This is a genomic window from Rhizobium sp. S96 (genome assembly GCF_030382195.1).
Classification (GTDB): domain Bacteria; phylum Pseudomonadota; class Alphaproteobacteria; order Rhizobiales; family Rhizobiaceae; genus Rhizobium.
Window position 1 is genome coordinate 70428 of the sequence record NZ_JAUDRY010000008.1, and the last position, 26015, is coordinate 96442.

Below are 26015 nucleotides of genomic sequence, written 5' to 3' on the forward strand. Positions count from 1 at the left end.
GAAGGCTTTGCAGTCTTTTTCTTAGTCTTCGTTTGCCGCAAGCTGTGACAGCACCTGCCCGCGCCCGCGGATGCGCAGGATGAGCGGGATCAGGAACGCCGCAGCGGCAACAATCAGCAGCCCGGCCGCGATCGGCGACATCACCAGCGTCGTCACGTCACCCTGGCTGATGGCAAGCGCCCGGCGCAGCTGCTGCTCGGCCAGCGGCCCGAGGATCAACCCCACGACAGCAGGCGCGATCGGATAACCGAACAATCGCATGATGTAGCCGAGCACGCCGAAGGCGAGCAGCATGCCGAGCTCGAACACCGACGGATTGGCGCCGATGGTCCCAAGCGTCGCGAAGAGCAGGATGCCGGCATAGAGCCAGGGCTTCGGAATGGTCAGCAGACGCACCCAGAGCCCGATCATCGGCAGGTTCAGGACGAGCAGCATGGCGTTGGCGATCAGCAGGCTGGCGATCAGGCCCCAGACGAGCTGCGGATTGTTGGCGAACAACAGCGGCCCCGGCTGCAAGCCGTATTGCTGGAAGCCCGCCAGCATGATCGCCGCCGTGGCCGTCGTCGGCAGGCCGAGCGTCAGGAGCGGCACCAACGTACCGGCGGCCGATGCATTGTTGGCGGCCTCCGGTCCGGCCACACCTTCGATGGCGCCGTGGCCGAATTCCTCGGGGTTCTTCGCCAGCTTCTTCTCGGTGGCGTAGGAAAGGAAGGTGCCGATCTCGGCGCCGCCGGCTGGCATCGCGCCGATCGGGAAGCCGATCGCCGTGCCGCGCAGCCAGGCCTTCCACGAACGGCCCCAGTCTTCCGCCGTCATCCACAGAGAGCCCTTCACGGCCTCGACCTTCTCCTCGATGCTGTTGCCCTGGGCCGCGATGTAGAGCGTCTCGCCGATCGCGAACATCGCGACCGCAAGCGTCGTCACCTCGACACCATCGAGCAGGTCGGGAATGCCGAAGGACAACCGCGCCTGCCCCGTCTGCTGGTCAATGCCGACCATGGCGAGCGCAAAGCCGATGAACAGCGAGGTGAGACCGCGCAGCGCCGAATCCCCGAAGGCCGACGACACGGTGACGAAGGCAAGCACCATCAGGGCGAAATATTCGCGCGGGCCGAACACCAGCGCCAGCTTGACGATATAGGGAGCGATGAAGGCGAGCCCGAGCGTGGCGATCAGGCCCGCGACGAAAGAGCCGATGGCGGCTGTCGCCAGGGCCGGCCCGCCGCGCCCGGCGCGCGCCATCTTGTTGCCCTCGAGCGCGGTCACGATCGAGGCGCTTTCGCCCGGCGTGTTGAGCAGGATCGAGGTGGTCGAGCCGCCGTACATGCCGCCGTAATAGATGCCGGCGAACATGATCAGCGATCCCGCCGGATCGAGTTGGTAAGTCACGGGCAACAGAAGCGCCACTGTCAGCGCTGGCCCGATACCAGGCAGAACGCCGACGGCGGTGCCCAGCGTCACGCCGATGAAGGCATAGAGCAGGTTCATCGGCTGCATGGCGACCAGGATGCCCTGGAACAGGAATTCGAAGGTATTCATCGCTGGCCTATCCTAGAAAAACAGTCGCTCGAGCGGCCCCGCAGGCAGCGTGAGCTTCAGGAGCTGCGAAAAGATCGCCCAGACGACGAAGCTGAAGACGATGCCGAAGGGGATCGAGTACCACAGCTTGCGCTGCCCGAAGCCGCGCGCGGTGAAGGCGAACAGCAGCCCCGTCGCGATAGAGAAGCCAGCGGTCTTCAGAAGCAGCATCTGCGCCGCAAGACCGGCAACTACCCAGACGACCGGGGCGATTTCCTGGCGCTCGCGCTCGGGAAACTCGCCGCGAAATGCTTCGAACACGGTCCAGATCCCGAGCCCGATCAGCCCGAAGGCCACGACCTTGGGGGCGGTCGCCGGGCCGATGCGGTCATATTGGGCGATGATACGCATATGCGAGGCATCCCACAGCATGACGGCAGCGACAGCGAAAAGACAGATGGCGATGATAAGCGCCGCCCAATCAGGGCGACGCTTTTCTGCCACGGGTTGGTGACCCATGCTCATTGAACAAGCCCGATCTCTTTGAGGATGCTCTCGGTTGACGCGACATCCTTGTCAAGCTGCGCCTTGAACGCGTCGCCGGCGAGGTAGGTATCAGCCCAGCCCTTCGTTTTCAGCAGTTCCTGCCAGCTGGCGGACTTCGAAAGCTTGTCGAAATCGGCGGTCACGGCAGCGGTCTGCTCCGGCGTCAGGCCGGGAGCGGCCGCGACCATGCGCCAATTCTGCACGGCGACGTCGACGCCGGCTTCCTTCAACGTCGGCGCATCCACGCCTTCGATACGAGCATCGCTGGAAACGGCAAGCAAGCGCAGCTGGCCCGACTTCACCTGCGATTCGAACTCGCCGTAGCCCGATACACCCGCCGTCACCTGGCCACCGAGGATGGCCGCCAGCGCTTCGCCGCCGCCAGAGAATGCAACGTAGTTGATCTTCGTGGGATCAACACCCGATGCCTTGGCGATCAGGCCGACCGCGATGTGGTCGGTGCCGCCGGCAGACCCGCCACCCCAGGAAACCGAGCCCGGATCGGCCTTCAGCTTGGCGACGAGATCACCCATCGTCTTGATGTCGGAGGCCGCCGGAACGACGATCGCTTCATATTCACCCGTGAGACGGGCGATCGGCGTGACGTCCTTCAGCGTGACCGGCGACTGGTTGGTCAGGATCGCACCGACCATGACATACCCGCCGACAATCAGCGCATTCGGGTTGCCGTTGTTCTGGCCGGTGAATTGGGCGAGACCGATGGTGCCGCCGGCGCCCGGAACGTTCATCACCTGGACGTTGCCCGAGATGCCTTCCTTCTGCATTACGGTCTGCAGCGAGCGGGCGGTCTGGTCCCAGCCGCCGCCAGGGGCGGCCGGCGCCATGATGGTGTAATCGGCGGCATAGGCCGGCAGCGCGATCGCAGCTGCAAAAATGGTCGCAAGGAAAGTGTGCTTCACGATATGTCCTCCATGAACGCGGCTGAGGAACCGCGCATTGTTCTCGATGGAATCAGGAAGGACACCGCAAGCGGACACCAAGTGTCCGATCTGTGTGGCAAGTCTCCTCCCGAAACTTCACCTGTCCGCCTCCACGGAGCTGAAGTTCAGAGAAACGGACCACAACAAGCTGTCATTTAGCTGACATCGGTCACACCTATGGGGAGACCCGCCGTGTTTCCTCTCAAATCGGGAGCGTCCGGCTACTGGGTGCGAAGCACCTCGTTCCAGTGCGCGATCAAGCGCGCGCGCTTCACCTGGTCGAGATAGACCATCAGACCCGGGCTGACTGGCACCGGCCGCAGCTGCGCTCCCAGCAGTTCCTGCATCGTGTTGGCAGTGTTCTCGCCGGTTACGTCGGGGCTGACGGCGGGGATCTGCAACTCCCGCGCCATGATCGTCTGGCCCTCCTTGGACATGAAGAACGACAGGTATCGCCGCCCAAGCTCCGGGTTCGCAGCCGCCTGCGGCACAAGCCCGATACGCGACATCACCACCGTATAGTCCTTGGGCAAGACAATGCCGACATCGGGGTGGCGCTTTGCCCAGTCGGCGGCGTAGGAGCCGAGGATATTGTAGCCCAGAACGAACCGGCCATCCGCCACGCGCTCAAGGATCGCCGAGCTTGTAGAGTAGAGCTTCACTCCGGCGGCGCCCATTGCCCCGACCACCGACCAGATGTCGCCGAACTGTTCCTGGTCGCGCGCCATGAAGAGGAAACCCACGCCGGAGCGCTCGATATCATAGGTGCCGATCCGGCCATGGACCGCATCGCCCTTGCGCTTCAGGTAGGCGACGAACTCGGCCCGAGAACTGGGCGGCGGCTCGTTGGTGAAGCTCGGCTTGTGGTAGACGAAAACGGCAGGCTCGAACGTCAGCGCATAGGCCGTGTTGCGCCAGTTTGCCCACTTGGGCCAGCGCCCGCTCATGGGCAGATTGCTGGGCTGCGCATAGCCGTCGTTGGAAAGCTTCACCTGCAGATCCATGGCCGAAGAGAACGCGAAATCCGCCGTCCGCTTGCCGGCGTCCGTTTCCCGAACGATGCGGTCGTAGATCTCGCCGGTCAGCATATCCTCGTATTTGACGGCGACATCGGGGTTGGCTTCCTGGAAGCCGTGGATCATCGGCTGCGCCAGCGGTTCGTCGAGAGACGAATAGACCACCAGCGTCGGGGCATCGGCATCTCCCGAGCGCGCCGGATAAAACGTTTCATCGGCAGCGGCAAAGCTCGGCCACAGCGCCAGCAGTAAAAGAAATGCTCTCCTCATGGCACGACAATGCATCAGCCTTTGCCGGCGCGCAAGAAACGGACACCACCTCCGGAGGACGATTTGACGGCACCGCGATATTCGATTTCACACGGTGACATCGCTACCCCGCCCCTATAATCTTGATGGAAAAAGGGAACATCCGTGCGCATCCTGCTCGTTGAGGACAACATCGCATTGGCCGACGGGCTGTCGGCCATCCTTCGTGGCACAGGCCATGCGGTCGACGTCGTCCACGACGGCGCCTCGGCCAATGCCGCGACAAGTGCGGAGAATTTCGAGCTGGTCGTTCTCGATCTGAACCTTCCCGAGATGGACGGGCTCGATGTCCTGCGCGCCATGCGCTCCCGACAGAACCAGGCGGCAGTGCTGATCCTGACGGCGCGCGGCGCGCCCGAAGAGCGTGTCAAAGGTCTCGACCTCGGCGCCGACGACTATCTGATCAAGCCTTTCGACATTTCGGAGTTCGAAGCGCGGGTGCGCGTTTTGCTGCGGCGCCAAGCCGGCCTTCATTCGGCAACGGTGAGTTTCGGCGGCGTGTCGCTCGACCTGAATTCGCGCGCATTCTTCGCAGGCTCCACCCCTCTCGATATTCCGGCGCGCGAACTCGGCCTGCTGGAAATCCTCTTCATGCGCGCCGGCAAGGTCGTTGCCAAGGAGGCGATCATCCAGTCGTTGACGGCCTTTGACGACGACATTTCGGCCAATGCCATCGAGCAATATGTCAGCCGCCTGCGAAAGCGCCTGTCGCCCCACGGCCTGACGGTAAAGACCGCGCGCGGCATCGGCTACTATCTCGACAAGCTGCCAGAGGCCTCATGACGGCAGTCTATTCGCTCCGGCGCAGGCTACTCTTCTGGCTGCTGATATCGACCGCCGTGCTCGGTGTCGTGGCCCTTGCCGACACCTACCGGGAGGCCGTCGAGACATCCAACATCGTCTCGGACCGCGTGCTGGCCGGGTCTGCCTTGGCGATCGCCGAGCGTGTCGTCGTCGCGGAAGACGGAACGCTGGAAGTCGATATCCCCTATGTCGCGCTGGAAATGCTGACGTCGGCTGCGCAGGATCGCGTCTTCTACCGCGTAGACGGTCCGCCTGGACGGTTTATCACCGGCTATCAGTCGCTGCCGGTGCTCGAGGGGATGCACGGAGATACTGCGGCTTTCGCCGACGACACGTTTCGCAGCGAGCCGATCCGCGTCGCAACGCTCCGCCGCTCGGCATCAACGGGCATCCGCTCCGTTCCGTTCACCGTGACGGTTGCCGAGACGACGATCGCCAGACGTCAGCTTGCGCGCGCGATCTTGCTGCGCTCGGCGCTGCGGCTTGCCTTCATGATTGTGGGTGCGGCGACCATCGTGTGGATCTCGGTCACCGTGGCGCTTCGCCCGCTCTACAAGCTGCGCGACGCGATCGGCGAACGCAGCCCCGACGATCTGCATCCCATCGATCAATCGGTTCCAAGCGAGGTGCAGCCGCTGGTCGATACGGTCAACGGCTTCATGGTGCGCCTGCAATCGGCGCTCGACGCGCTCAGGAACTTCACCGGCAATGCAAGTCACCAACTGCGCACGCCGCTCGCCATCATCCGTACCCAGCTAGCGCTCTCGGCACGCGCCACCAGCCTGTCCGATGCCCAGGATGCAGCCGTGAAAGGCGACCAGGCAGTCGCCCACGCCGAACGAATTCTGGCGCAGTTGCTACTGATGGCAAAGATCGATGCCGCGAGCGCGAAGGAGGCGTTGACCGCCTCGTCCATCGATCTCACGGCGGTCGCCCAGGAGATTACCGGCGACCTCATTCCGGCTGCAGCCGCCGCCGGCATCGATCTCGGCTTTGACGGCGGCAAACAGGAGATGATTCGCGCCGAACCGCTCCTGATCGGCGAACTCCTGCGCAATCTCGTAGGGAATGCCATCGCCTATGCCGGCAGTGGAGCCGAGGTGACGGTTCGCATCCATTCCGCAGACGAGATGGTCCGTCTCGAAGTCGAGGACAACGGCCCCGGAATTGCGCCGGAAAAGCTCGCGGCCGTGCGGCAGCGTTTCTCGCGAGGCAACGACTCCGCCACGCCCGGCGCCGGTCTGGGTCTGCCGATCGTCGAGGAAATCGCCGCGCTCTTCAATGCGACTCTCGCGCTGGAGCCTGCTTTCGACGGTAAAGGCGTCAAGGCGACAGTCGCTTTCTTCAGGGCCTAAAGGCTTACTCGCATTAACCTTTCCGCCTTGCATTCTTTCGCTGCATTGCACACACTGCTTTTGGGAACAGCAAATGCCGTACAACGATACGGCAGCGGACAAGGCAGTACATGTCGATCAAAGCCAGCATCTATCACCTGACGCATTACAAATACGACAAGCCGGTCCGCCTCGGGCCCCAGATCATCCGCCTCAAGCCCGCGTCGCATTCCAAGACGCGGGTGATCAGCCATTCGCTGAAGGTCTCGCCGGCAAACCACTTCGTGAACCTGCAGCAGGATCCCTACGGCAATTATCTGGCCCGCTACGTCTTCCCCGACCCGGTGACCGAGTTCAAGATCGAGGTCGATCTCGTCGCCGACATGACGGTCTATAACCCCTTCGATTTCTTCATCGAGGAGAGCGCCGAAATGTGGCCCTTCTCCTATCCCGAGGAGGTCAGGGACGACCTGAAGATCTACATGCAGCCGCAGCCGGTGGAGCCGGCGCTGGCTGCCTATCTCTCGGGCATCGACCGCACGCCGATGCGCACCACCGATTTCATCGTCGGCCTCAATGCCCGGCTGAAGAATGACGTCGAATATGTCATCCGCATGGAGCCCGGCGTGCAGTCGCCGGAGGAGACGCTGAAGCTGGCGCTCGGCTCCTGCCGCGACAGTAGCTGGCTCCTAGTCGAGATCCTCCGCAATCTCGGCTTTGCCGCCCGCTTCGTCTCCGGCTATCTTATCCAGCTCACGCCGGATCTGAAGGCGCTCGACGGCCCCTCCGGCACCGAGGTCGATTTCACCGATCTCCACGCCTGGGCGGAAGTCTACATCCCCGGCGCCGGCTGGATCGGCCTCGACCCGACCTCGGGCCTCTTGACCGGCGAAAGCCACATCCCGCTTGCCGCCACGCCGCATTATGGCAACGCCGCCCCGATCTCCGGCGCGCTCTACGGCCACGCCAACACCGAATTCGCCTTCGACATGAAGGTCACGCGCGTCGCCGAACATCCGCGCATCACCAAGCCTTTCTCCGACGACAGCTGGGACGAGCTCAACGCGCTGGGCGCCAAGGTCGACAGCATCCTGCAGGCAGAAGATGTCCGCCTCACCATGGGTGGCGAGCCGACCTTCGTGTCGATCGACGATTTCGAATCCGCCGAATGGAACACCGAGGCCGTCGGCCCGACCAAGCGCGAGAAGGCCGATATCCTGATCCGCAAGCTGCGCGAGCGCTTTGCCCCCGGCGGCTTCCTGCATTACGGCCAGGGCAAGTGGTATCCCGGCGAGAGCCTGCCGCGCTGGACCTTCTCGCTCTATTGGCGCAAGGACGGCAAGCCGATCTGGCGCAATCCTGATCTCATTGCCGGCGAAGGCAAGGACACCGGTGTCGCGGCCGACGACGCCGCCAACCTGCTCGGCGCCATCGCCCGCGAACTCGCCATCGACACCGACATGGTGCTGCCGGCCTACGAGGACCCGGCCGAATGGATCCTCAAGGAAGGCAGCCTGCCTGACAATGTCGATCCGGCGAATTCCAAGCTCAAGGACCCGGAAGAACGCAACCGCATCGCCCGCGTCTTCGAACGCGGCCTGACGACGCCGACGGGCTATATCCTCCCCGTCCAGGCCTGGAACGCTAAGGCGTCCGGCCAGCGCTGGATGAGCGAGCGGTGGAAGACCCGTCGCGGCAAGATATTCCTCGTCCCCGGCGACAGCCCCGTGGGTTACCGCCTGCCGCTCGGCACCCTGCCCTACGTGCCGCCTGCCCGCTTCCCCTATATCCACCCCGCCGACCCCTCGATCCCCCGCACGCCGCTGCCCGATGTCTTCGTGCCCTCGGGCCGCGCCATGCCGGAAGCCTCGCGCCATAGCGAAGAGGCCGGCCAGAGCCGCGTCGAGCAGACGCTGGGCGAGATCGGCGGCGCCGTGCGCACCGCCATCTCGGTGGAGCCGCGCGACGGCCGCCTTTGCGTCTTCATGCCGCCGGTCGAGCGCATCGAGGACTATCTCGAGCTGATCGCGGCCGCCGAAAACGCCGCCGCCGAACTCGGTCTGCCCGTCCATATCGAGGGCTACTCGCCGCCGCAGGACGAGCGCATCAACGTCATCCGCGTCGCGCCCGACCCCGGCGTCATCGAGGTCAACATCCACCCGGCCTCCAACTGGCAGGACTGCGTGGCGATCACCAGCGTCGTCTACGAAGAGGCCCGCCAGTCGCGCCTCGGCGCCGACAAGTTCATGATCGACGGTCGCCACACCGGCACCGGCGGCGGCAACCATGTGGTGGTCGGCGGCGCCAATCCCGGCGACAGCCCGTTCCTGCGCCGTCCCGACCTGTTGAAGAGCCTGGTGCTGCACTGGCAGCGCCATCCCTCGCTCTCCTACATGTTTTCAGGGATGTTCATCGGCCCGACCAGCCAGGCGCCGCGCATCGACGAGGCCCGCCACGACAGCCTCTACGAGCTGGAAACCGCGCTCGCCCAGATCCCCGCGCCCGGCCGTGGACCGACGCCCCTGCCCTGGATTACCGATCGCCTGTTCCGCAACCTGCTGATCGACGTCACCGGCAACACCCACCGCGCCGAGATCTGCATCGACAAGCTGTTTTCGCCCGATGGCCCGACCGGCCGCCTCGGCCTCGTCGAGTTCCGTGGCTTCGAGATGCCGCCGAACGCGCGCATGTCGCTCGCCCAGCAATTGCTGGTCCGCGCCCTCATCGCCCGCTTCTGGCAGAACCCCGCCGATGGCAGCTTCGTGCGCTGGGGCACCACGCTGCACGACCGCTTCATGCTGCCGCACTTCGTCTGGCAGGATTTCCAGGACGTGCTCGCCGATCTCAAGCAGAACGGCTTCGATCTCAGCCCGGAATGGTTCAAGGCGCAGCTCGAATTCCGCTTCCCCTTCTGCGGCGAGGTCGAATACGAGGGCTCGAAGCTGGAGCTGCGCCAGGCGCTGGAGCCCTGGAACGTCATGGGCGAGGAAGGCGCGATCGGCGGCACCGTGCGCTATGTCGACAGCTCCGTCGAGCGCCTGCAGGTCAGGCTCGAGACCAGCAATTCGTCCCGCTACACCGTCACCTGCAACGGCCGCACCGTGCCGCTGACACCGACGGGCACCGCTGGCGTCTCGGTCGCCGGCGTCCGCTTCAAGGCATGGCAGCCGGCGTCGGGATTGCACCCGCTGCTGCCGGTCAACACGCCGCTCACCTTCGACATTTATGATACATGGTCGAAGCGTTCGATCGGCGGCTGCATCTATCATGTTGCCCATCCGGGCGGGCGTAACTATGACACCTTCCCGGTCAATGGTAACGAAGCCGAAGCTAGGCGTCTGGCGCGATTCGAGCCATGGGGGCATACATCGGGCGGCTATATCCCGCAGGTGGAAACACGATCGCCGGAGTTTCCGCTGACGCTGGACCTGAGACGACCGGCAGGAATTTGAACTAGGGCTTCATGGGCAAGAAACCGGCAAGAGAGCTGCGGCACGAGATCAAGGACCAGATCGGCAACGATGCTGTCCTTGGCTATCGCCCGCTGCCTGGCGTTGCCGACGAGATGGTGGACAACAACGGCGCCATCCGCCCCGTGTGGCAGCGCTTCATGTCGCACCTGAGCGGCATGCCGGAGCGGGATCTAACCGAGCGTTTCGCCCGCGCCGACCGCTATCTGCGCGACGCCGGTGTCTTCTACCGCGCCTATGGCAGCACCGGCAGCGCCGAGCGCGCCTGGCCGCTCTCGCATATTCCGGTACTGATCGACGAGCGCGAGTGGCAGACCCTGTCCGCCGGCCTCGTTCAGCGTGCCGACCTGCTCGAGGCGATCGTCGCCGATCTCTACGGCCCCAACCAGCTGATCGAACAGGGCATCCTGCCTCCGGCGCTGGTTGCCGCCAATCCGGAATTTCTGCGTCCCGTCGCCGGTGTGACGCCGGCGGGCGGCCACTATCTGCATTTCTGCGCCTTCGAGATCGGCCGTGGGCCGGATGGCAACTGGTGGGTTCTGGCGGATCGCACACAGGCGCCGTCGGGTGCCGGCTTCGCGCTGGAAAACCGCGTGGCGACGACCCGCGCCTTCTCCGACATCTACGCCGAGACCCCAGTCCACAGGCTAGCCTCCTTCTTCGGCGCCTTCCGCGATGCGCTGCAGGGCATGAAGCACAGCGGCGATGACCGCATCGCCGTGCTCACGCCAGGTCCTGCCAACGAGACCTATTACGAACACGCCTATATCGCCCGCTATCTCGGCTTCATGCTGCTCGAAGGCGAAGACCTGACGGTGGTGAACGGCAAGGTCATGGTGCGCACGGTATCCGGCCTGAAGCCCATCACGGTGCTCTGGCGCCGCCTCGATTCCGCCTATGCCGACCCGCTGGAACTCAACCAGAATTCGCATATCGGCACGCCCGGCCTCGTCGAAGCACTGCGCGCCGAAAGCGTCACCATCGTCAACGCGCTCGGCAGCGGTATCATCGAGACGCGCGCCCTGTTGGCCTTCATGCCGACGATCTGTCGCAAGCTGTTCGGCGAAGACCTGAAAATGCCATCGATCGCGACGTGGTGGTGCGGTCAGAAAAGCGAGCGCGAACACGTCGCCGTCAGCATTGAAAAGATGGTGATCGGCCCGGCCTATTCACGCGCCCCTTTCTTCGACGACAACGGCGAATCCGTCCTCGGTTCGGCGCTGCGCGCCACCGCCAAGGATTCGATCAGCGAATGGCTGAACTCCGACGGCCAGAAACTGGTCGGCCAGGAGGCGGTCACACTGTCGACCACGCCGGCCTGGATCGGCGGCAAGCTGACCCCGCGCCCGATGTCGCTGCGCGTTTTCGCGGCAAGAACGGCCAACGGCTGGCAGATCATGCCGGGCGGCTTTGCCCGCATCGGCGGCAGCGACGATGTTGCCGCGATTGCCATGCAATCGGGTGGCGCCGCCGCCGACGTCTGGATCGTCAGCGACAAGCCGGTCGAGCGCCACACGCTGCTTCCCGCCGAGAGCACCTTTACCCGCAACATGCCGGGCAGCCTGCCGAGCCGCGCGGCCGACAACCTGTTCTGGCTCGGACGCTACATCGAGCGCGCCGAAGGGGCGCTGCGTATCCTGCGCGCCTGGCACGCCCGCTTCGCCGAAGCTGCCGATCCGAACCAGCCGCTTCTGGCCGACGTCTCGGCCTACCTCGCTGCAGTCGATATCGATACCGAAGACGCCGTGCCGGAAACGCTGCTGCGCAACATCGACAGCGCCGTCTACTCCGCCAGCAACATCCGTGACCGCTTCTCGCCGGATGGCTGGCTGGCGCTGACGGATCTGGCCAAGACCGCGCGCCGCTTCCACAGCACCGTGTCGCCCGGCGACGACGCCAGCCATGCGATGACGATCCTGCTGCGCAAGCTTGCGGGCTTCGCCGGCCTCGTACACGAAAACATGTACCGCTTCACCGGCTGGCGCTTCCTGTCGCTGGGCCGCCATATCGAACGCGGCCTGCACATGACCCGCCTGCTCGGCCACATGTCAGGCGCAGACGCCCCGGATGGCGCTCTCGACATGCTGCTTGAGATCGGCGACAGCGTCATGACCCATCGCCGCCGCTACAACGTCAACACCGCGCCGCTGACGGTGACCGATCTGCTGGCGCTCGACCCACTCAACCCGCGCTCGATCCTCTTCCAGATGAACGAGATCCACCACGAGGTCGAGCAGTTGCCGAATGCCTTCGTGAACGGCCAGATGTCACCATTCTACCGCGAAGCGACGCGCCTGCACTCCGGCCTCGCCGTGATGACGCCGGAAGCGATGAACGGCGATGTCTATCGCCGGCTCGAGCACGAGCTGGAGCAGCTTTCCGATCTTCTCGCGCGAACCTACCTCGGATAAATCCCGTGTTATACGATCTCTCGCTGCACATGGGTTACATCTACGACACGCCGGCATCGGGCGCGCGTCACATCATGCGGCTGATGCCGCTGTCGTTGCCCGACCGCCAGCGGCTGATCGCCGGTTCCATCAAGGTTTCGCCGACGCCGGACGAGCAATCGCATTTCGTCGATTTCTTCGAACATCCGGCGACCGCTTTCATGGTGCGTGCGCCGCATGAGAAGCTGGACATCCGCATGCAGGCCCGCGTGCAGGTCGAGAGCCACTCGATCGCCGCCGATTTCTCGCCCGAACTCTCGCGTCTGGCCGACGAAGTTGCCGGCGTATGGTCGCTGAAAGCCGGCTCGCCGCACCATTTTCTCGGCAACAGTCCCCGGCTGATCGAGACGCCGGCGATCTCCGAATATGCCAGGAGCGCGCTCGGCCCATCTCTTACTGTCTTGCAGATCGCCACCGCCCTCTGCGCGCTGATCCACACTGAGTTCACCTATGATTCCGACGCGACGACCGTCGACACGACCCCACTTGAGGCATTCCGGCTGAAGCGCGGCGTCTGCCAGGACTTCGCCCACGTGATGATTCTGGCGCTGCGCAGCCTCGGCATTCCCGCGGGCTACGTCTCCGGCTTCCTGCGCACCATCCCTCCACCCGGCAAGGAACGGCTCGAAGGCGCCGATGCGATGCATGCCTGGGTGCGGGTCTGGTGCGGCAAGACGCTCGGCTGGGTGGAACTCGATCCGACCAACAACATCCCTGCCGGAACCGACCACATCGTCGTCGGCTACGGCCGCGACTACGCCGACGTGGCCCCTGTTATCGGCGTGCTGAAGAGCTACGGCGGCCAGCGCGCCGTCCAGGCGGTGGATGTGATCCCGCTTCCCTGACAAGGACGCTGTGCTTGCGAAAAAATAGGCGGGAGAACCCGACCGCGGCAACGAACACCGCGGCTGCATCGGCGAAAAGCGAGCCGTTAGCACCGGATCCGCGCAGGAAAGCGACAATTCATTAGAATTCTAGTGAAAGCGTAACAGGGTTCTCAATAAATGCGGCGCATAAATTTGATCATCGTTTTGGGCAAACCCTCAGGTGAACATGATGCGCACCTTGCATTCTCTAAAGGACGAAATTTCTCGACTGCTGAAGGACCGCGGCGGCAACTTCGCGATGATGACGGCAATCATCATGCCGGTGGCCATCGGCGCCGCAAGCGTTGCGGTCGACATCTCCAACACGGCGATGTCGAAGCGGCAGTTGCAGGATGCAGCGGATTCGGCCGCGCTTGCAACGGCATCGGCTCTCGCCGACGGGAAGATCACCACGACGGGCGCCGCAGCCTTTGCCAAGGACTTCGTGGGCGGCCAGATGGCAAACTATCTCGGCGATACGACCGCACTCAAGGACGCAACGACCACAACGGCGACCCAGACCACATCGGGCAGCGCGACGAGCTACAGCGTCTCGGTGTCAACGAACTACAGCATGTCGTTGAGCGGCCTGGCACAGGTCGCCGGTTTCAAGACGGCCACCATCAGCGCATCGAGCCAGACGGCAAGCGGGTATTCCGAAACGCAGGGCTCTGTCTCCATGTTCCTGGCGCTCGACAAATCCGGATCGATGGCGGATCCGACCTCGACGGTCAACGCCGAGCAGCCGACCAAAACCTCCCAATATACCTACACCGAAACATATACCTATGATTGCGGCACCCAAAAGAAACCGAAAACCTGTACGGGAACACGGCAGGCCACTGGCACGAAAACGGAAACAAACTACTACACCAAGATCGAAGCACTAAAGCTGGCGGTGGGCAGCCTCACGACCCAGCTGAACACCGCAGATCCCACGCATATCTATGCCCGCACCGGCGCCGTTTCCTATGATATCAAGGAGTACACGGCGAGCAAGCTTGCCTGGGGCACCAGCGCGGTAACAACCTATGTCAACGCACTTTCTGCGGCAAACGGCACGAACTCCAGCGGCGCGATGAACACGGCCTATACGTCGTTGATCGCCAAAAACAGCGCCGGAAACGACAACGAAAACGCCCTGCACCAGGCCAAGACAGGGCAGACGCCCAAGAAGTACATCGTCTTCATGACAGACGGTGACAACAACGATGACTCCTCCGGCGGTCGCTCCTACGACACCTTGACCAAGGCGACATGCGACAAGGCCAAGGCCGACAGCATCGAGATCTACACCGTCGCCTTCATGGCGCCGGCAACCGGGCAGGCACTGTTGAAGTATTGCGCAACCGACGCGTCACACTATTTCGCAGCCGAAAGCATGGCCGATCTGCTCAGCGCCTTCAAAAAGATCGGCGCGAAGGCAGCCAACCAGACGACGCGCCTGATCAACTAACCGGCGCCATCGAGAACAACAAAAAAGCCGCTCCGGAACAAACCGGAGCGGCTTTTCGTTGTTTTGCAAATCCCGCGCATCAAAATCGGAAAACCGATTGAAATCAAGTCCTTTCAGCGAAGTCTCGCCGGGCTTGGCCATTTTTTTCGTTTGCACAATTCCTTTGTTGCAACTGCGTAGTAACGGTGCATAAACTGCGTCTTTAGTGCGTAAGACTAATCGATTGAAGTCGACTTAAGTTACTGAAACCCAATAACAATTGGCGAGGACTGACGATGAACACCGTTGCGAAGCCGAGTATTCCCTCCCCCGCGCCCCGCAGTTCCAAGCCCGAAATCCTCGCAGAAGAAATCATCGAACGCTTGACCTATCGCATCGGCAAGGATGCCAAGGTCGCAAAGCCGCATGACTGGCTGACGGCCACCATTCTCGTGATCCGCGACCGGATCATCGACAAGTGGATGGAGTCGACCCGCAAGGTTTACGCCACCGGCGACAAGCGCGTTTATTATCTATCCCTCGAATTCCTTATCGGCCGCCTGATGCGCGACGCCGTGTCGAACCTCGGCCTGATGGAAGAGGTGCGCGACGCGTTGGCCTCGCTCGGCGTCGACGTGGCGGTCATCGCCGGCCTGGAGCCCGATGCGGCACTCGGCAACGGTGGCCTTGGACGCCTCGCCGCCTGCTTCATGGAATCGATGGCAACCGTCGACGTTCCGGCCTATGGCTACGGCATTCGCTATGTCCACGGCCTCTTCCGCCAGCAGCTGGCCGATGGCTGGCAGGTGGAGCTGCCGGAAAGCTGGCTCGCCCACGGCAACCCGTGGGAATTTGAGCGCCGGGAAAGCGCCTATGAGATCGGCTTTGGCGGCAGCGTCGATGTCGTGACCGGAGCCGATGGCGAGCCGCGTTATGTGTGGAAGCCCGCCGAGCGCGTCATCGCTGCTGCCTTCGACACGCCTGTCGTCGGTTGGCGCGGCAAGCGCGTCAACACGCTGCGCCTCTGGTCTGCGCAGCCGATCGACCCGATCCTGCTCGATGCCTTCAATGCCGGCGACCATATCGGCGCACTGCGCGAGAGCAACAAGGCCGAAAGCCTGACACGCGTTCTATATCCTGCCGATGCAACGCCCGCCGGCCAGGAGCTGCGCCTCCGCCAGGAGTTCTTCTTCTCATCGGCGTCGCTGCAGGACATCCTGCGCCGCCACCTTCAGCAATATGACGATTTCACCTCGCTGCCGGACAAGGTGGCGATTCAGCTCAACGACACCCATCCGGCCGTTTCCATCGCCGAACTGATGCGCCTGCTCTGCGACGTGCACGGGCTGGAGTTCGACCAGGCCTGGGACATCACCCGCGGCACCATCGCCTACACCAACCACACGCTTCTGCCCGAAGCGCTGGAAAGCTGGCCGGTGCCGCTGTTCGAGCGTCTCCTGCCGCGCCACATGCAGATCATCTACGCGATCAACGCCAAGGTTCTGCTCGAGGCCCGCAAGACCAAGAACTTCTCCGACACCGAAATCCGCTCGATCTCGCTGATCGAGGAAGGCGGCAGCCGCCGCGTGCGCATGGGCAACCTCGCCTTTGTCGGCTCGCATTCGATCAACGGCGTCTCGGCGCTCCACACCGACCTGATGAAGGTCACCGTCTTCGCCGACCTGCACAAGCTCTATCCCGACCGCATCAACAACAAGACCAACGGCATCACCCCGCGCCGCTGGCTGCAGCAGTGCAATCCGGGCCTGACCGGCCTGATCCGCGAGGCGATCGGCGACGATTTCCTCGACGACGCCGAAAAGCTGCGTGCGCTCGACAAATTCGCAACCGACAGCGCCTTCCAGGAGAAGTTCGCCGCCGTCAAGCGGAACAACAAGGTGGCGCTCGCCAATCTGGTTGCATCGCGCATGGGCGTGAAGATCGATCCGTCGGCGATGTTCGACATCCAGATCAAGCGCATCCACGAATATAAGCGCCAGCTCCTGAACGTCATCGAGGCGGTCGCGCTCTACGACCAGATCCGCTCGCGTCCCGAGCTCGACTGGGTACCGCGCGTGAAGCTGTTCGCCGGCAAGGCGGCGCCGAGCTATCACAACGCCAAGCTGATCATCAAGCTGATCAACGACGTTGCCCGCACCATCAACAACGACCCGGCCGTGCGCGGCCTGCTCAAGGTGGTCTTCGTGCCGAACTACAACGTCACGCTCGCCGAGGTCATGGTACCGGCCGCCGATCTTTCCGAACAGATCTCGACCGCCGGCATGGAAGCGTCGGGCACCGGCAACATGAAGTTCGGGCTCAACGGCGCGCTCACCATCGGCACGCTCGATGGCGCCAATGTCGAAATGCGCGACAATGTCGGCGAGGACAACATCAAGATTTTCGGCCTGCGCGCCGACGAGGTCGCCAATCTGCGCACCGACGGCCACAATCCGCGCGCCATCATCGAGGCCTCGCACGAGCTGTCGCAGGCGCTCTCGGCCATCGGCTCCGGCGTCTTCTCTCCGGATGACCGCAACCGCTATTCCGAGCTGATCGACGGCATCTATGCCCATGACTGGTTCATGGTCGCCGCCGATTTCGACGCCTATGCCCAGGCCCAGCGCGAGGTCGACCAGATCTGGACGGATACGCCGGCCTGGTACGAAAAGACCATCCGCAACACTGCACGCATGGGCTGGTTCTCGTCCGATCGCACGATCCGGCAGTATGCCAAGGAAATCTGGAGAGCCGGATGAAAACGCCGAAAGCCACTCCTGAAGGCAAGCTTCCCCGGGACATTTCGGCAGACGAGATAGCGGCAATCCTCGCCGGTTCGCATTCAAATCCCTTTGCGGTCCTGGGCGTCCACAAGTCCGGTGACGGCTATGTCGCGCGATGCTTCATTCCCGGCGCGGAAGAAGTGACGGCAATGACGCTGGATGGCAGCGTCATCGGCGAACTTGCCCGGAAACATGAGGACGGCTTCTTCGAAGGCCCCGTGACTTTGTCGAAGCAGCAGGCGTTGCGCTATCGTGCGCAGCGTGGCGATGCCGAGTGGGCGGTCACCGACCCCTATAGCTTCGGCCCCGTTCTCGGACCGATGGATGATTATTTCGCCCGCGAAGGCTCCGACCTGCGCCTCTTCGACAAGATGGGCGCGCATTGGATCAAGCACGAGGGTGCACAGGGCATCCATTTCGCTGTCTGGGCGCCGAACGCACAGCGCGTCTCCGTCGTCGGCGATTTCAACAACTGGGATGGCCGCCGCCATGTCATGCGCTTCCGCTCTGGCGCCGGCATCTGGGAGATATTCGCGCCCGACGTCCCCACCGGCGTCGCCTACAAGTTCGAGATCCGCGGCCAGAACGGCGTGCTTCTGCCGCTGAAGGCTGATCCCTTTGCCAGGCGCAGTGAACTGCGTCCGAAGACGGCCTCCGTCACCACCTCCGAACTGCTGCAGGACTGGGAAGACGAAGCCCACCTCAAGCACTGGAGCGAGACCGACAAGCGCCGCCAGCCGATCTCGATCTACGAGGTGCATGCCGGCTCCTGGCAGCGCCGTAACGACGGTTCGTTCCTATCCTGGGATGAGCTCGCCTCGCGGCTGATCCCCTACTGCGTCGACATGGGCTTTACCCATATCGAATTCCTGCCGATCACCGAGCATCCCTATGATCCGTCCTGGGGCTACCAGACGACGGGCCTCTATGCACCCACCGCCCGCTTCGGCGAGCCGGAGGGTTTTGCCCGTTTCGTCAACGGCGCCCACAAGGTCGGCATCGGCATCATCCTCGATTGGGTGCCGGCGCATTTCCCGACGGACGAACACGGCCTCGGCTGGTTCGACGGCACCGCGCTTTACGAGCACGAGGACCCACGCAAGGGCTTCCACCCCGACTGGAACACGGCGATCTACAATTTCGGCCGCACCGAAGTCGTGTCCTACCTCGTCAACAACGCGCTCTACTGGGCCGAAAAGTTCCATCTCGACGGCCTGCGCGTCGATGCCGTAGCTTCGATGCTCTACCTCGACTACTCCCGCAAACACGGCGAGTGGATCCCGAACGAGTACGGCGGCAACGAGAATCTCGAGGCCGTCCGCTTCCTGCAGCAGATGAACACCCGCATCTATTCCGAACACCCGGGTGTGATGACGATCGCGGAGGAATCGACCTCCTGGCCGAAGGTCTCGCAGCCGGTCCATGAAGGCGGGCTTGGCTTCGGCTTCAAGTGGAACATGGGCTTCATGCACGACACGCTGAGCTACATGAGCCGCGAGCCGATCCATCGCAAGCATCACCACAACGAGCTGACCTTCGGACTGCTCTATGCCTATTCGGAAAACTTCGTGCTGCCTCTGTCCCACGACGAAGTCGTGCACGGCAAGGGATCGCTGATCGCCAAGATGCCCGGCGACGACTGGCAGAAATTCGCCAACCTGCGCGCCTACTACGCCTTCATGTGGGGCTATCCGGGCAAGAAGCTGCTCTTCATGGGGCAGGAATTCGCGCAGTGGAGCGAATGGAGCGAAGCAGGCTCGCTCGACTGGAACCTGCTGCAGTACAGGATGCATGAGGGCATGCGCCGCCTCGTACGCGACCTCAACTTCACCTACCGCAGCAAGCCGGCCCTGCACGCCCGCGACTGCGAAGGCGATGGCTTCGAATGGCTGATCGCCGACGACCATGAAAATTCGGTCTTTGCGTGGCTGCGCAAGGCGCCGGGGGAGAAGCCGGTCGCGGTGATCACAAACCTGACGCCCGTCTATCGCGAAAACTACGCCGTGAAGCTGCCCACCGAGGGCCGCTGGCGCGAGATCCTGAACACGGATGCCGATATCTATGGCGGCAGCGGCAAGGGCAACGGCGGGCGCGTACAGGCGGTCAACGCCGGCGGAAGCATCGCCGCATCGATTACCTTGCCGCCGCTGGCGACAATCATGCTTGAACCTGAGACTTGAAGACTGGTGGGAGGATAAAAATGGTAGAAAAACGCATTCAGCCACTTGCCCGCGATGCAATGGCCTATGTTCTCGCCGGCGGCCGGGGAAGCCGCCTGAAGGAACTCACCGACCGCCGTGCCAAGCCCGCGGTCTATTTCGGAGGCAAGTCGCGCATCATCGATTTCGCGCTCTCCAACGCGCTCAATTCAGGCATCCGCCGCATCGGCGTCGCCACCCAGTACAAGGCTCACTCGCTGATCCGCCACATGCAGCGCGGCTGGAACTTCTTCCGCCCCGAGCGAAACGAGAGCTTTGACATTCTGCCGGCCTCGCAGCGCGTCTCGGAAACGCAGTGGTACGAAGGCACCGCCGACGCGGTCTATCAGAACATCGATATCATCGAGCCTTACGGCCCGGAATACATGGTCATCCTCGCCGGCGACCACATCTACAAGATGGACTACGAGTACATGCTGCAGCAGCATGTCGATTCCGGCGCTGACGTGACCATCGGCTGCCTGGAAGTGCCGCGCATGGAGGCCGTCGGCTTCGGCGTCATGCACGTCGACCAGAACGACCGGATCATCGACTTCATCGAAAAGCCCGCCAACCCGCCCGGCATGCCCGACAAGCCGGACTTTGCGCTGGCCTCAATGGGCATCTACGTCTTCCACACCAAGTTCCTGATCGAGGCATTGCGTCGCGATGCGGCCGACCCGAACTCGAGCAAGGATTTCGGCAAGGACATCATCCCCTATATCGTCAAGAACGGTAAGGCGATCGCCCATCGCTTCGCCAATTCCTGCGTCCGCTCCGACTTCGAGCATGAACCCTACTGGCGTGACGTCGGAACGATCGATGCCTACTGGCAGGCAAACATCGACCTCACGGCAATCGTCCCGGAGCTCGACATCTACGACAAGTCCTGGCCGATCTGGACCTATGCTGAGATTTCACCGCCGGCGAAGTTCGTCCATGACGACGAAAATCGCCGTGGCTCGGCAACCTCTTCCGTCGTCGCCGGCGACTGCATCATTTCAGGCGCGACGCTGAACAACAGCCTTCTGTTCACCGGCGTGCGCGCCAACTCCTACTCCAAGCTGGAAGGCGCCGTCGTGCTGCCGAGCGTCAAGATCGGCCGGCACGCGCAGCTCCGCAACGTGGTGATCGACCACGGCGTCATCATCCCCGAAGGGCTGATCGTCGGCGAGGATCCGGAGCTCGATGCGAAGCGTTTCCGCCGAAGCGAAGGCGGCATTTGCCTCATCACGCAGCCAATGATCGACAAGCTGGATATGTGACAGATGAAAGTTCTTTCGGTTTCGTCCGAAGTCTTCCCACTGGTCAAGACAGGAGGGCTGGCCGACGTGGCCGGCGCCCTACCGATTGCGCTGAAGCCGTTTGGCGTCGAGATGAAGACCCTCATGCCCGGCTACCCCGCCGTTATGAAGGCCATTCGCGACCCGGTCGTCAGATTGCAGTTCGATGACCTCCTGGGTGAGCCCGCGACGGTGCTGGAAATCCGGCACGAGGGTCTGGATATCCTCGTGCTCGATGCCCCCGCCTACTACGACAGATCCGGTGGCCCCTATCTCGATCCGACCGGACGGGATTATACCGACAATTGGCGGCGCTTCGCGGCCCTGTCGCTGGCCGGCGCCGAAATCGCCGCCGGCCTGATGCCCGGATGGCGCCCCGACATCGTGCATGCGCACGACTGGCAGGCCGCCATGACTCCCGTCTACATGCGCTACTACCCGACGCCGGAGCTGCCGAGCGTCATGACCATCCACAACATTGCCTTCCAGGGCCAGTTCGGCGCCGAAATCTTCTCCGGGCTGCGTTTGCCGCCGCAGGCCTTCTCGGTCGATGCGATCGAGTATTATGGGCATATCGGCTTCCTCAAGGGTGGCCTCAAGACCGCCCACGCCATCACCACCGTCAGCCCTTCCTATGCAGGCGAGATCCTGACCCCGGAGTTCGGCATGGGGCTTGAGGGCGTCATCGCAAGCCGCATCGATGCGCTGCACGGCATCGTCAACGGCATCGACGCCGACGTGTGGAACCCGGCAACCGATCCTGTCGTCCACACCCACTACACCGGGGCAACGCTCAAGAACCGCGCCGCCAATCGTCTGGCGATTTCCGAGTTCTTCGGCCTGCACGACGACAACGCCCCGATCTTCTGCATCATCAGCCGCCTGACCTGGCAGAAGGGGATGGATCTGATCGCGGCCACCGCCGACGAGATCGTCGCGATGGGCGGCAAGCTCGCGATCCTCGGCTCCGGCGACCCGGCGCTCGAAGGTTCGCTGCTCGCCGCCGCCGCCCGCCATCCCGGCCGAATCGGCGTCTCCATCGGCTACAACGAACCGATGTCGCACCTGATGCAGGCCGGCAGCGATGCGATCATCATCCCCTCCCGCTTCGAGCCTTGCGGCCTGACGCAGCTTTACGGGCTGCGCTATGGTTGCGTTCCCATCGTGGCACATACGGGCGGCCTCGCAGACACCGTCATCGATGCCAATCACGCTGCTCTTGCGGCCAAAGTGGCAACCGGGATACAATTTGCTCCAGTGACTGCAGCAAGTCTGTTGCAGGCTATCCGGCGCGCGCTACATCTCTACACCGATCAAAAAGTCTGGACCCAATTGCAAAAGCAGGGCATGAAATCGGATGTTTCGTGGGAGAAGAGCGCCGAGCGCTATGCTGCCCTCTATTCAAGCCTCGCCCCGAAAGGCAAGTGACAGAAAATGAATAAATCCGTACCCACCACGCCTTACCAGGATCAGAAGCCCGGAACCTCGGGCCTTCGCAAGAAAGTTCCCGTATTCCAGCAGCCGAATTACGCCGAGAACTTCATCCAGTCGATCTTCGATTCGCTGGAAGGCTACCAGGGCAAGTGCCTCGTCATCGGCGGCGACGGGCGCTACTACAACAAGGAAGTCATCCAGAAGGCGATCAAGATGGCCGCGGCCAATGGCTTCGGCAAGGTGATCGTCGGCAAGGGCGGCATCCTGTCGACGCCGGCGGCGTCCCACGTCATCCGCAAGTACAAGGCCTTCGGCGGCATCATTCTCTCGGCCAGCCATAATCCCGGCGGCCCGACCGAAGACTTCGGCATCAAGTACAACATCAGCAATGGCGGCCCTGCACCGGAAAAGATCACCGACGCGATCTATGCGCGCACCAAGGTGATCGACAGCTACAAGATCGCCGACTTCCCCGACGTCAACCTTGACCGCATCGGCAAGGACGAACTGCCGGGCGGCATGATGCTTGCGGTTCTCGACTCGGTCGAAGACTATACGGCTCTGATGGAAGAGTTGTTCGACTTCACGGCGATCCGCAATCTTGTTAGTCTCGGTTTCCGCATCGCGTTCGATGCCATGAGCGCCGTCACCGGCCCCTACGCCAAGGAAATCTTTGAAAACCGCCTCGGCGCCCCGTCCGGCTCGGTCCGCAACTTCATGCCGTTGCCCGATTTCGGCGGCCACCATCCGGATCCGAACCCCGTTCACTGCAAGGAACTCTACGACGAGATGATGGGCGACGACGCGCCCGATTTCGGCGCAGCGTCAGACGGCGACGGCGACCGTAACCTCATCATCGGTCGCGGGATCTTCGTCACGCCATCCGACAGCCTGGCAATCATCGCCGCCAACGCACACCTGGCGCCGGGCTACTCCGGCGGTCTGACCGGCATCGCCCGCTCCATGCCGACCTCGGGTGCCGCCGATCGCGTCGCCGAGAAGCGCAACATCGGCATGTACGAGACGCCCACCGGCTGGAAGTTCTTCGGCAACCTGCTCGACGCCAACATGGCAACGATCTGTGGCGAGGAAAGCGCCGGCACCGGCTCCAACCACGTGCGCGAAAAGGACGGCCTCTGGGCGGTTCTGATGTGGCTGAACATCCTGGCGGTGCGCGGCGAGAGCGTTCAGGACATCGTCACCCAGCATTGGCAGACCTACGGCCGCAACTACTATTCGCGTCACGACTACGAAGGCGTGGACACGGACGCCGCAAACGGCCTGATCGCCAACCTGCGCGACCAGCTGGCGAGCCTGCCCGGCAAGACCTTCGGACCGCTGAAGGTCGAGAAGGCGGACGATTTCGCCTACCACGATCCGGTCGACAAGTCGGTCAGCGAGCATCAGGGCATCCGCGTCATGTTCGAAGGCGGCTCCCGTGTTGTCTTCCGCCTGTCCGGTACCGGCACCTCGGGTGCGACGCTGCGCGTCTACATCGAGCGCTACGAACCGGATTCGACCCTTCACAACATCGAGACACAGGAAGCGCTTGCCGATCTGATCGTCGCGGCCGAGGCCATCGCCGATATTCGCAGCCGCACGGGGCGCGATGCCCCTTCCGTCATAACCTGACCGGAGCACCATGGCGGCAAAACAATCGGGGCAAGGCGGAGCGGTGATCTTCGAGACCGGCGTCGATTTTGCCGTCTGGTCACACCACGCAGGACAGATCGAGCTTTGCCTCTTCGATGACGACGACAAGGAATTCACGCGCCTGCCGATGGCGCGTGATGACGATCATGTCCACCGCCTCTTCGTCGACGGCCTGAAACAGGGCGCTCGCTACGGCTACCGCGCCGAGGGGATCTACGCCCCCGACAACGGCCTCTGGTTCGATCCTGCGAAGCTCCTGGTCGACCCCTATGCAAAGGAACTCGACCGGCCATTCCGGTATGATCCCCTACTCGGTGTCTTCGGTGAGGAGACGCGGCATCTCGTGCCGAAGGCGATTGTCACCCGCGATACGCCTGTCACGCCACAGAAACCGCTCTTCAAGCCCGGCGGCTTCATCTACGAAGTCGCGGTCCGCCCCTTCACCATGCTCCATCCTGATGTGCCGGAGGCTCAGCGCGGCACCGTCTCGGCACTGGCGCATCCCGCCGTCGTCAGCCATCTCAAGCGCATAGGCGTCGATGCCATCGAGCTGATGCCGATCACCGCATGGATCGACGAACGGCACCTGCCGCCGCTCGCTCTGCACAACGGCTGGGGTTACAACCCCATCGCGTTCATGGCGCTTGATCCACGCCTCGTGCCGGGCGGCATGGCGGAACTGCGCGACACCGTTGCCAAGCTTCACGCTGAGGGCATCGGCGTGATCCTCGACCTTGTGTTCAACCACACCGGCGAAAGCGACCGGTACGGCAGCACGCTATCGCTGCGCGGTCTCGACAATCTGTGCTTCTATCGCCATGCCCAGCATCGCCCGGGCGAACTGATCAACGACACCGGCACCGGCAACACCGTCGCCTGCGACCATCCCTACATCAGGCAGCTGATCATCGACAGCCTGCGCCATTTCGTGCTCGGCGCCGGCATTGACGGATTCCGCTTTGACCTCGCGCCGGTTCTCGGCCGTACTGCCAACGGTTTTGAGGGCCATGGCGAGACGCTGACCGCCATTCTCGCCGACGATGTTCTTGCCGACCGGGTCATGATTGCCGAACCATGGGACATCGGCCCCGGGGGCTACCAGCTCGGCAACTTCCCGCCGCCTTTCCTCGAGTGGAACGACCGCGTCCGCGATGACCTTCGCTGCTACTGGCGCGGCGACGCCTACAAGACGGGATCGCTGGCCACAGCACTGGCAGGCTCCTCCGATATCTTTTCGCGCAACGGCGGCGCTGCGACGCGCAGTGTCAACTTCCTTGCCGCCCACGACGGCTTCACGCTGAAGGACCTCGTTTCCTATAGCGGCAAGCACAACGAGGCGAACGGCGAGGAAAACCGGGACGGTCACAACGAGAACCACTCGTGGAACAATGGCGTCGAGGGCGACACCCGCTATCCCGATATCATCGCCAGGCGCCGAGACGACGTGAAGGCGCTGCTTTCCACGCTCTTCGTCACCCGCGGCAGCGTCATGTTAACGGCCGGCGATGAAGGTGGCCGCTCGCAGCGCGGCAACAACAATGCCTATTGCCAGGACAACGAGATAACCTGGGTCGACTGGTCGGCGCTCGACGATGAGCTGATCGCCCACACCGCCTTTGTCTCCGCACTCCGCAAGCGTTTCAGCGTGTTTTCGCAGGCGACGTTTCTTTCCGGCGACGGCGATGTCGCCTGGATCGTGCCGTCGGGCCAGCCGATGACCGTTTCCGATTGGGAAACGCCTGATTTCGCGACGCTGGGCATGATCCTTTCGACGACAGACAACAGCAGCCGAAAGACGGTGCGGATCGCCGTCCTCTTCAATCGATCCGAGGTTGCACAAACCTTCTCTCTGCCGGGGCCGCGCCCCGCTGCCTGGCGCCAGCTGACGGCGACAGGAGAGAAGAAAGCAGCAGCGCAAACCACCGTCCCGCCACGTTCAGTTTCATTCTATCTGGAAAATTGAGCCTCACCGTCC

Annotated in this window: 16 protein-coding genes; 12 read left to right on the forward strand and 4 right to left on the reverse strand. The window is 63.1% G+C overall.

The window, feature by feature from the left end:
• Positions 1–21 precede the first annotated feature (21 nt).
• From QTL94_RS10170 to QTL94_RS10185, 4 genes are all read right to left on the reverse strand, one after another.
• Positions 22–1539, reverse strand: coding sequence for a tripartite tricarboxylate transporter permease (locus tag QTL94_RS10170; RefSeq protein WP_065694770.1), 1518 nt, complete (start codon positions 1537–1539; stop codon positions 22–24).
• A 12-nt stretch (positions 1540–1551) separates the two neighbouring features.
• The gene (locus tag QTL94_RS10175; RefSeq protein WP_065694769.1) at positions 1552–2043 is read right to left on the reverse strand and encodes a tripartite tricarboxylate transporter TctB family protein; all 492 of its coding nucleotides are present in this window, start codon (positions 2041–2043) and stop codon (positions 1552–1554) included.
• The gene (locus tag QTL94_RS10180) at positions 2040–2984 is read right to left on the reverse strand and encodes a Bug family tripartite tricarboxylate transporter substrate binding protein (protein WP_065694805.1); all 945 of its coding nucleotides are present in this window, start codon (positions 2982–2984) and stop codon (positions 2040–2042) included. Before QTL94_RS10180 ends, QTL94_RS10175 begins: the two co-directional genes overlap by 4 nt.
• A 242-nt stretch (positions 2985–3226) precedes the next feature.
• Positions 3227–4291, reverse strand: a complete 1065-nt coding sequence (locus QTL94_RS10185; RefSeq protein ID WP_289801443.1) for an ABC transporter substrate-binding protein — start codon at positions 4289–4291, stop codon at positions 3227–3229.
• 144 nt (positions 4292–4435) lie between these two features.
• Between QTL94_RS10185 and QTL94_RS10190 the strand changes: the two genes are divergently transcribed.
• From QTL94_RS10190 to glgX, 12 genes are all read left to right on the forward strand, one after another.
• Complete coding sequence (locus QTL94_RS10190; protein ID WP_065694767.1) at positions 4436–5113, forward strand: response regulator; 678 nt, start codon at positions 4436–4438, stop codon at positions 5111–5113.
• Positions 5110–6489 (forward strand): sensor histidine kinase, encoded by a 1380-nt coding sequence (locus tag QTL94_RS10195; protein WP_289801444.1) that lies wholly within the window; start codon positions 5110–5112, stop codon positions 6487–6489. Before QTL94_RS10190 ends, QTL94_RS10195 begins: the two co-directional genes overlap by 4 nt.
• Positions 6490–6599: 110 nt before the next feature.
• Positions 6600–9920 (forward strand): transglutaminase family protein, encoded by a 3321-nt coding sequence (locus tag QTL94_RS10200; protein WP_289801445.1) that lies wholly within the window; start codon positions 6600–6602, stop codon positions 9918–9920.
• 11 nt (positions 9921–9931) lie between these two features.
• Entirely contained in the window at positions 9932–12349 is a 2418-nt protein-coding gene (locus QTL94_RS10205; RefSeq protein WP_289801446.1) for a circularly permuted type 2 ATP-grasp protein, read from the forward strand.
• A complete protein-coding gene (locus QTL94_RS10210; RefSeq protein WP_289801561.1) occupies positions 12346–13233 on the forward strand; it encodes a transglutaminase family protein in 888 nt (295 codons plus the stop codon). Before QTL94_RS10205 ends, QTL94_RS10210 begins: the two co-directional genes overlap by 4 nt.
• A gap of 211 nt (positions 13234–13444) precedes the next feature.
• Positions 13445–14710 (forward strand): vWA domain-containing protein, encoded by a 1266-nt coding sequence (locus tag QTL94_RS10215; protein ID WP_502944117.1) that lies wholly within the window; start codon positions 13445–13447, stop codon positions 14708–14710.
• A gap of 275 nt (positions 14711–14985) precedes the next feature.
• On the forward strand, positions 14986–17448 hold the full coding sequence (locus tag QTL94_RS10220) for a glycogen/starch/alpha-glucan phosphorylase (protein WP_065694761.1): 2463 nt from the start codon (positions 14986–14988) through the stop codon (positions 17446–17448).
• Entirely contained in the window at positions 17445–19652 is a 2208-nt protein-coding gene (gene glgB / locus QTL94_RS10225; RefSeq protein ID WP_289801448.1) for a 1,4-alpha-glucan branching protein GlgB, read from the forward strand. The genes QTL94_RS10220 and glgB overlap by 4 nt, the downstream gene beginning before the upstream one ends.
• A gap of 20 nt (positions 19653–19672) precedes the next feature.
• Positions 19673–20935 (forward strand): glucose-1-phosphate adenylyltransferase, encoded by a 1263-nt coding sequence (gene glgC / locus QTL94_RS10230; RefSeq protein WP_113524035.1) that lies wholly within the window; start codon positions 19673–19675, stop codon positions 20933–20935.
• Positions 20936–20938: 3 nt separating this feature from the next.
• Positions 20939–22381 carry a glycogen synthase GlgA gene (glgA, locus tag QTL94_RS10235; protein ID WP_289801449.1) on the forward strand — a complete coding sequence of 481 codons (1443 nt, stop codon included), beginning with the start codon at positions 20939–20941 and terminating at the stop codon, positions 22379–22381.
• 6 nt (positions 22382–22387) lie between these two features.
• Positions 22388–24019 carry an alpha-D-glucose phosphate-specific phosphoglucomutase gene (locus QTL94_RS10240; RefSeq protein WP_113524033.1) on the forward strand — a complete coding sequence of 544 codons (1632 nt, stop codon included), beginning with the start codon at positions 22388–22390 and terminating at the stop codon, positions 24017–24019.
• Positions 24020–24029: 10 nt separating this feature from the next.
• The gene (glgX, locus tag QTL94_RS10245; RefSeq protein ID WP_289801450.1) at positions 24030–26003 is read left to right on the forward strand and encodes a glycogen debranching protein GlgX; all 1974 of its coding nucleotides are present in this window, start codon (positions 24030–24032) and stop codon (positions 26001–26003) included.
• Positions 26004–26015 lie beyond the last annotated feature (12 nt).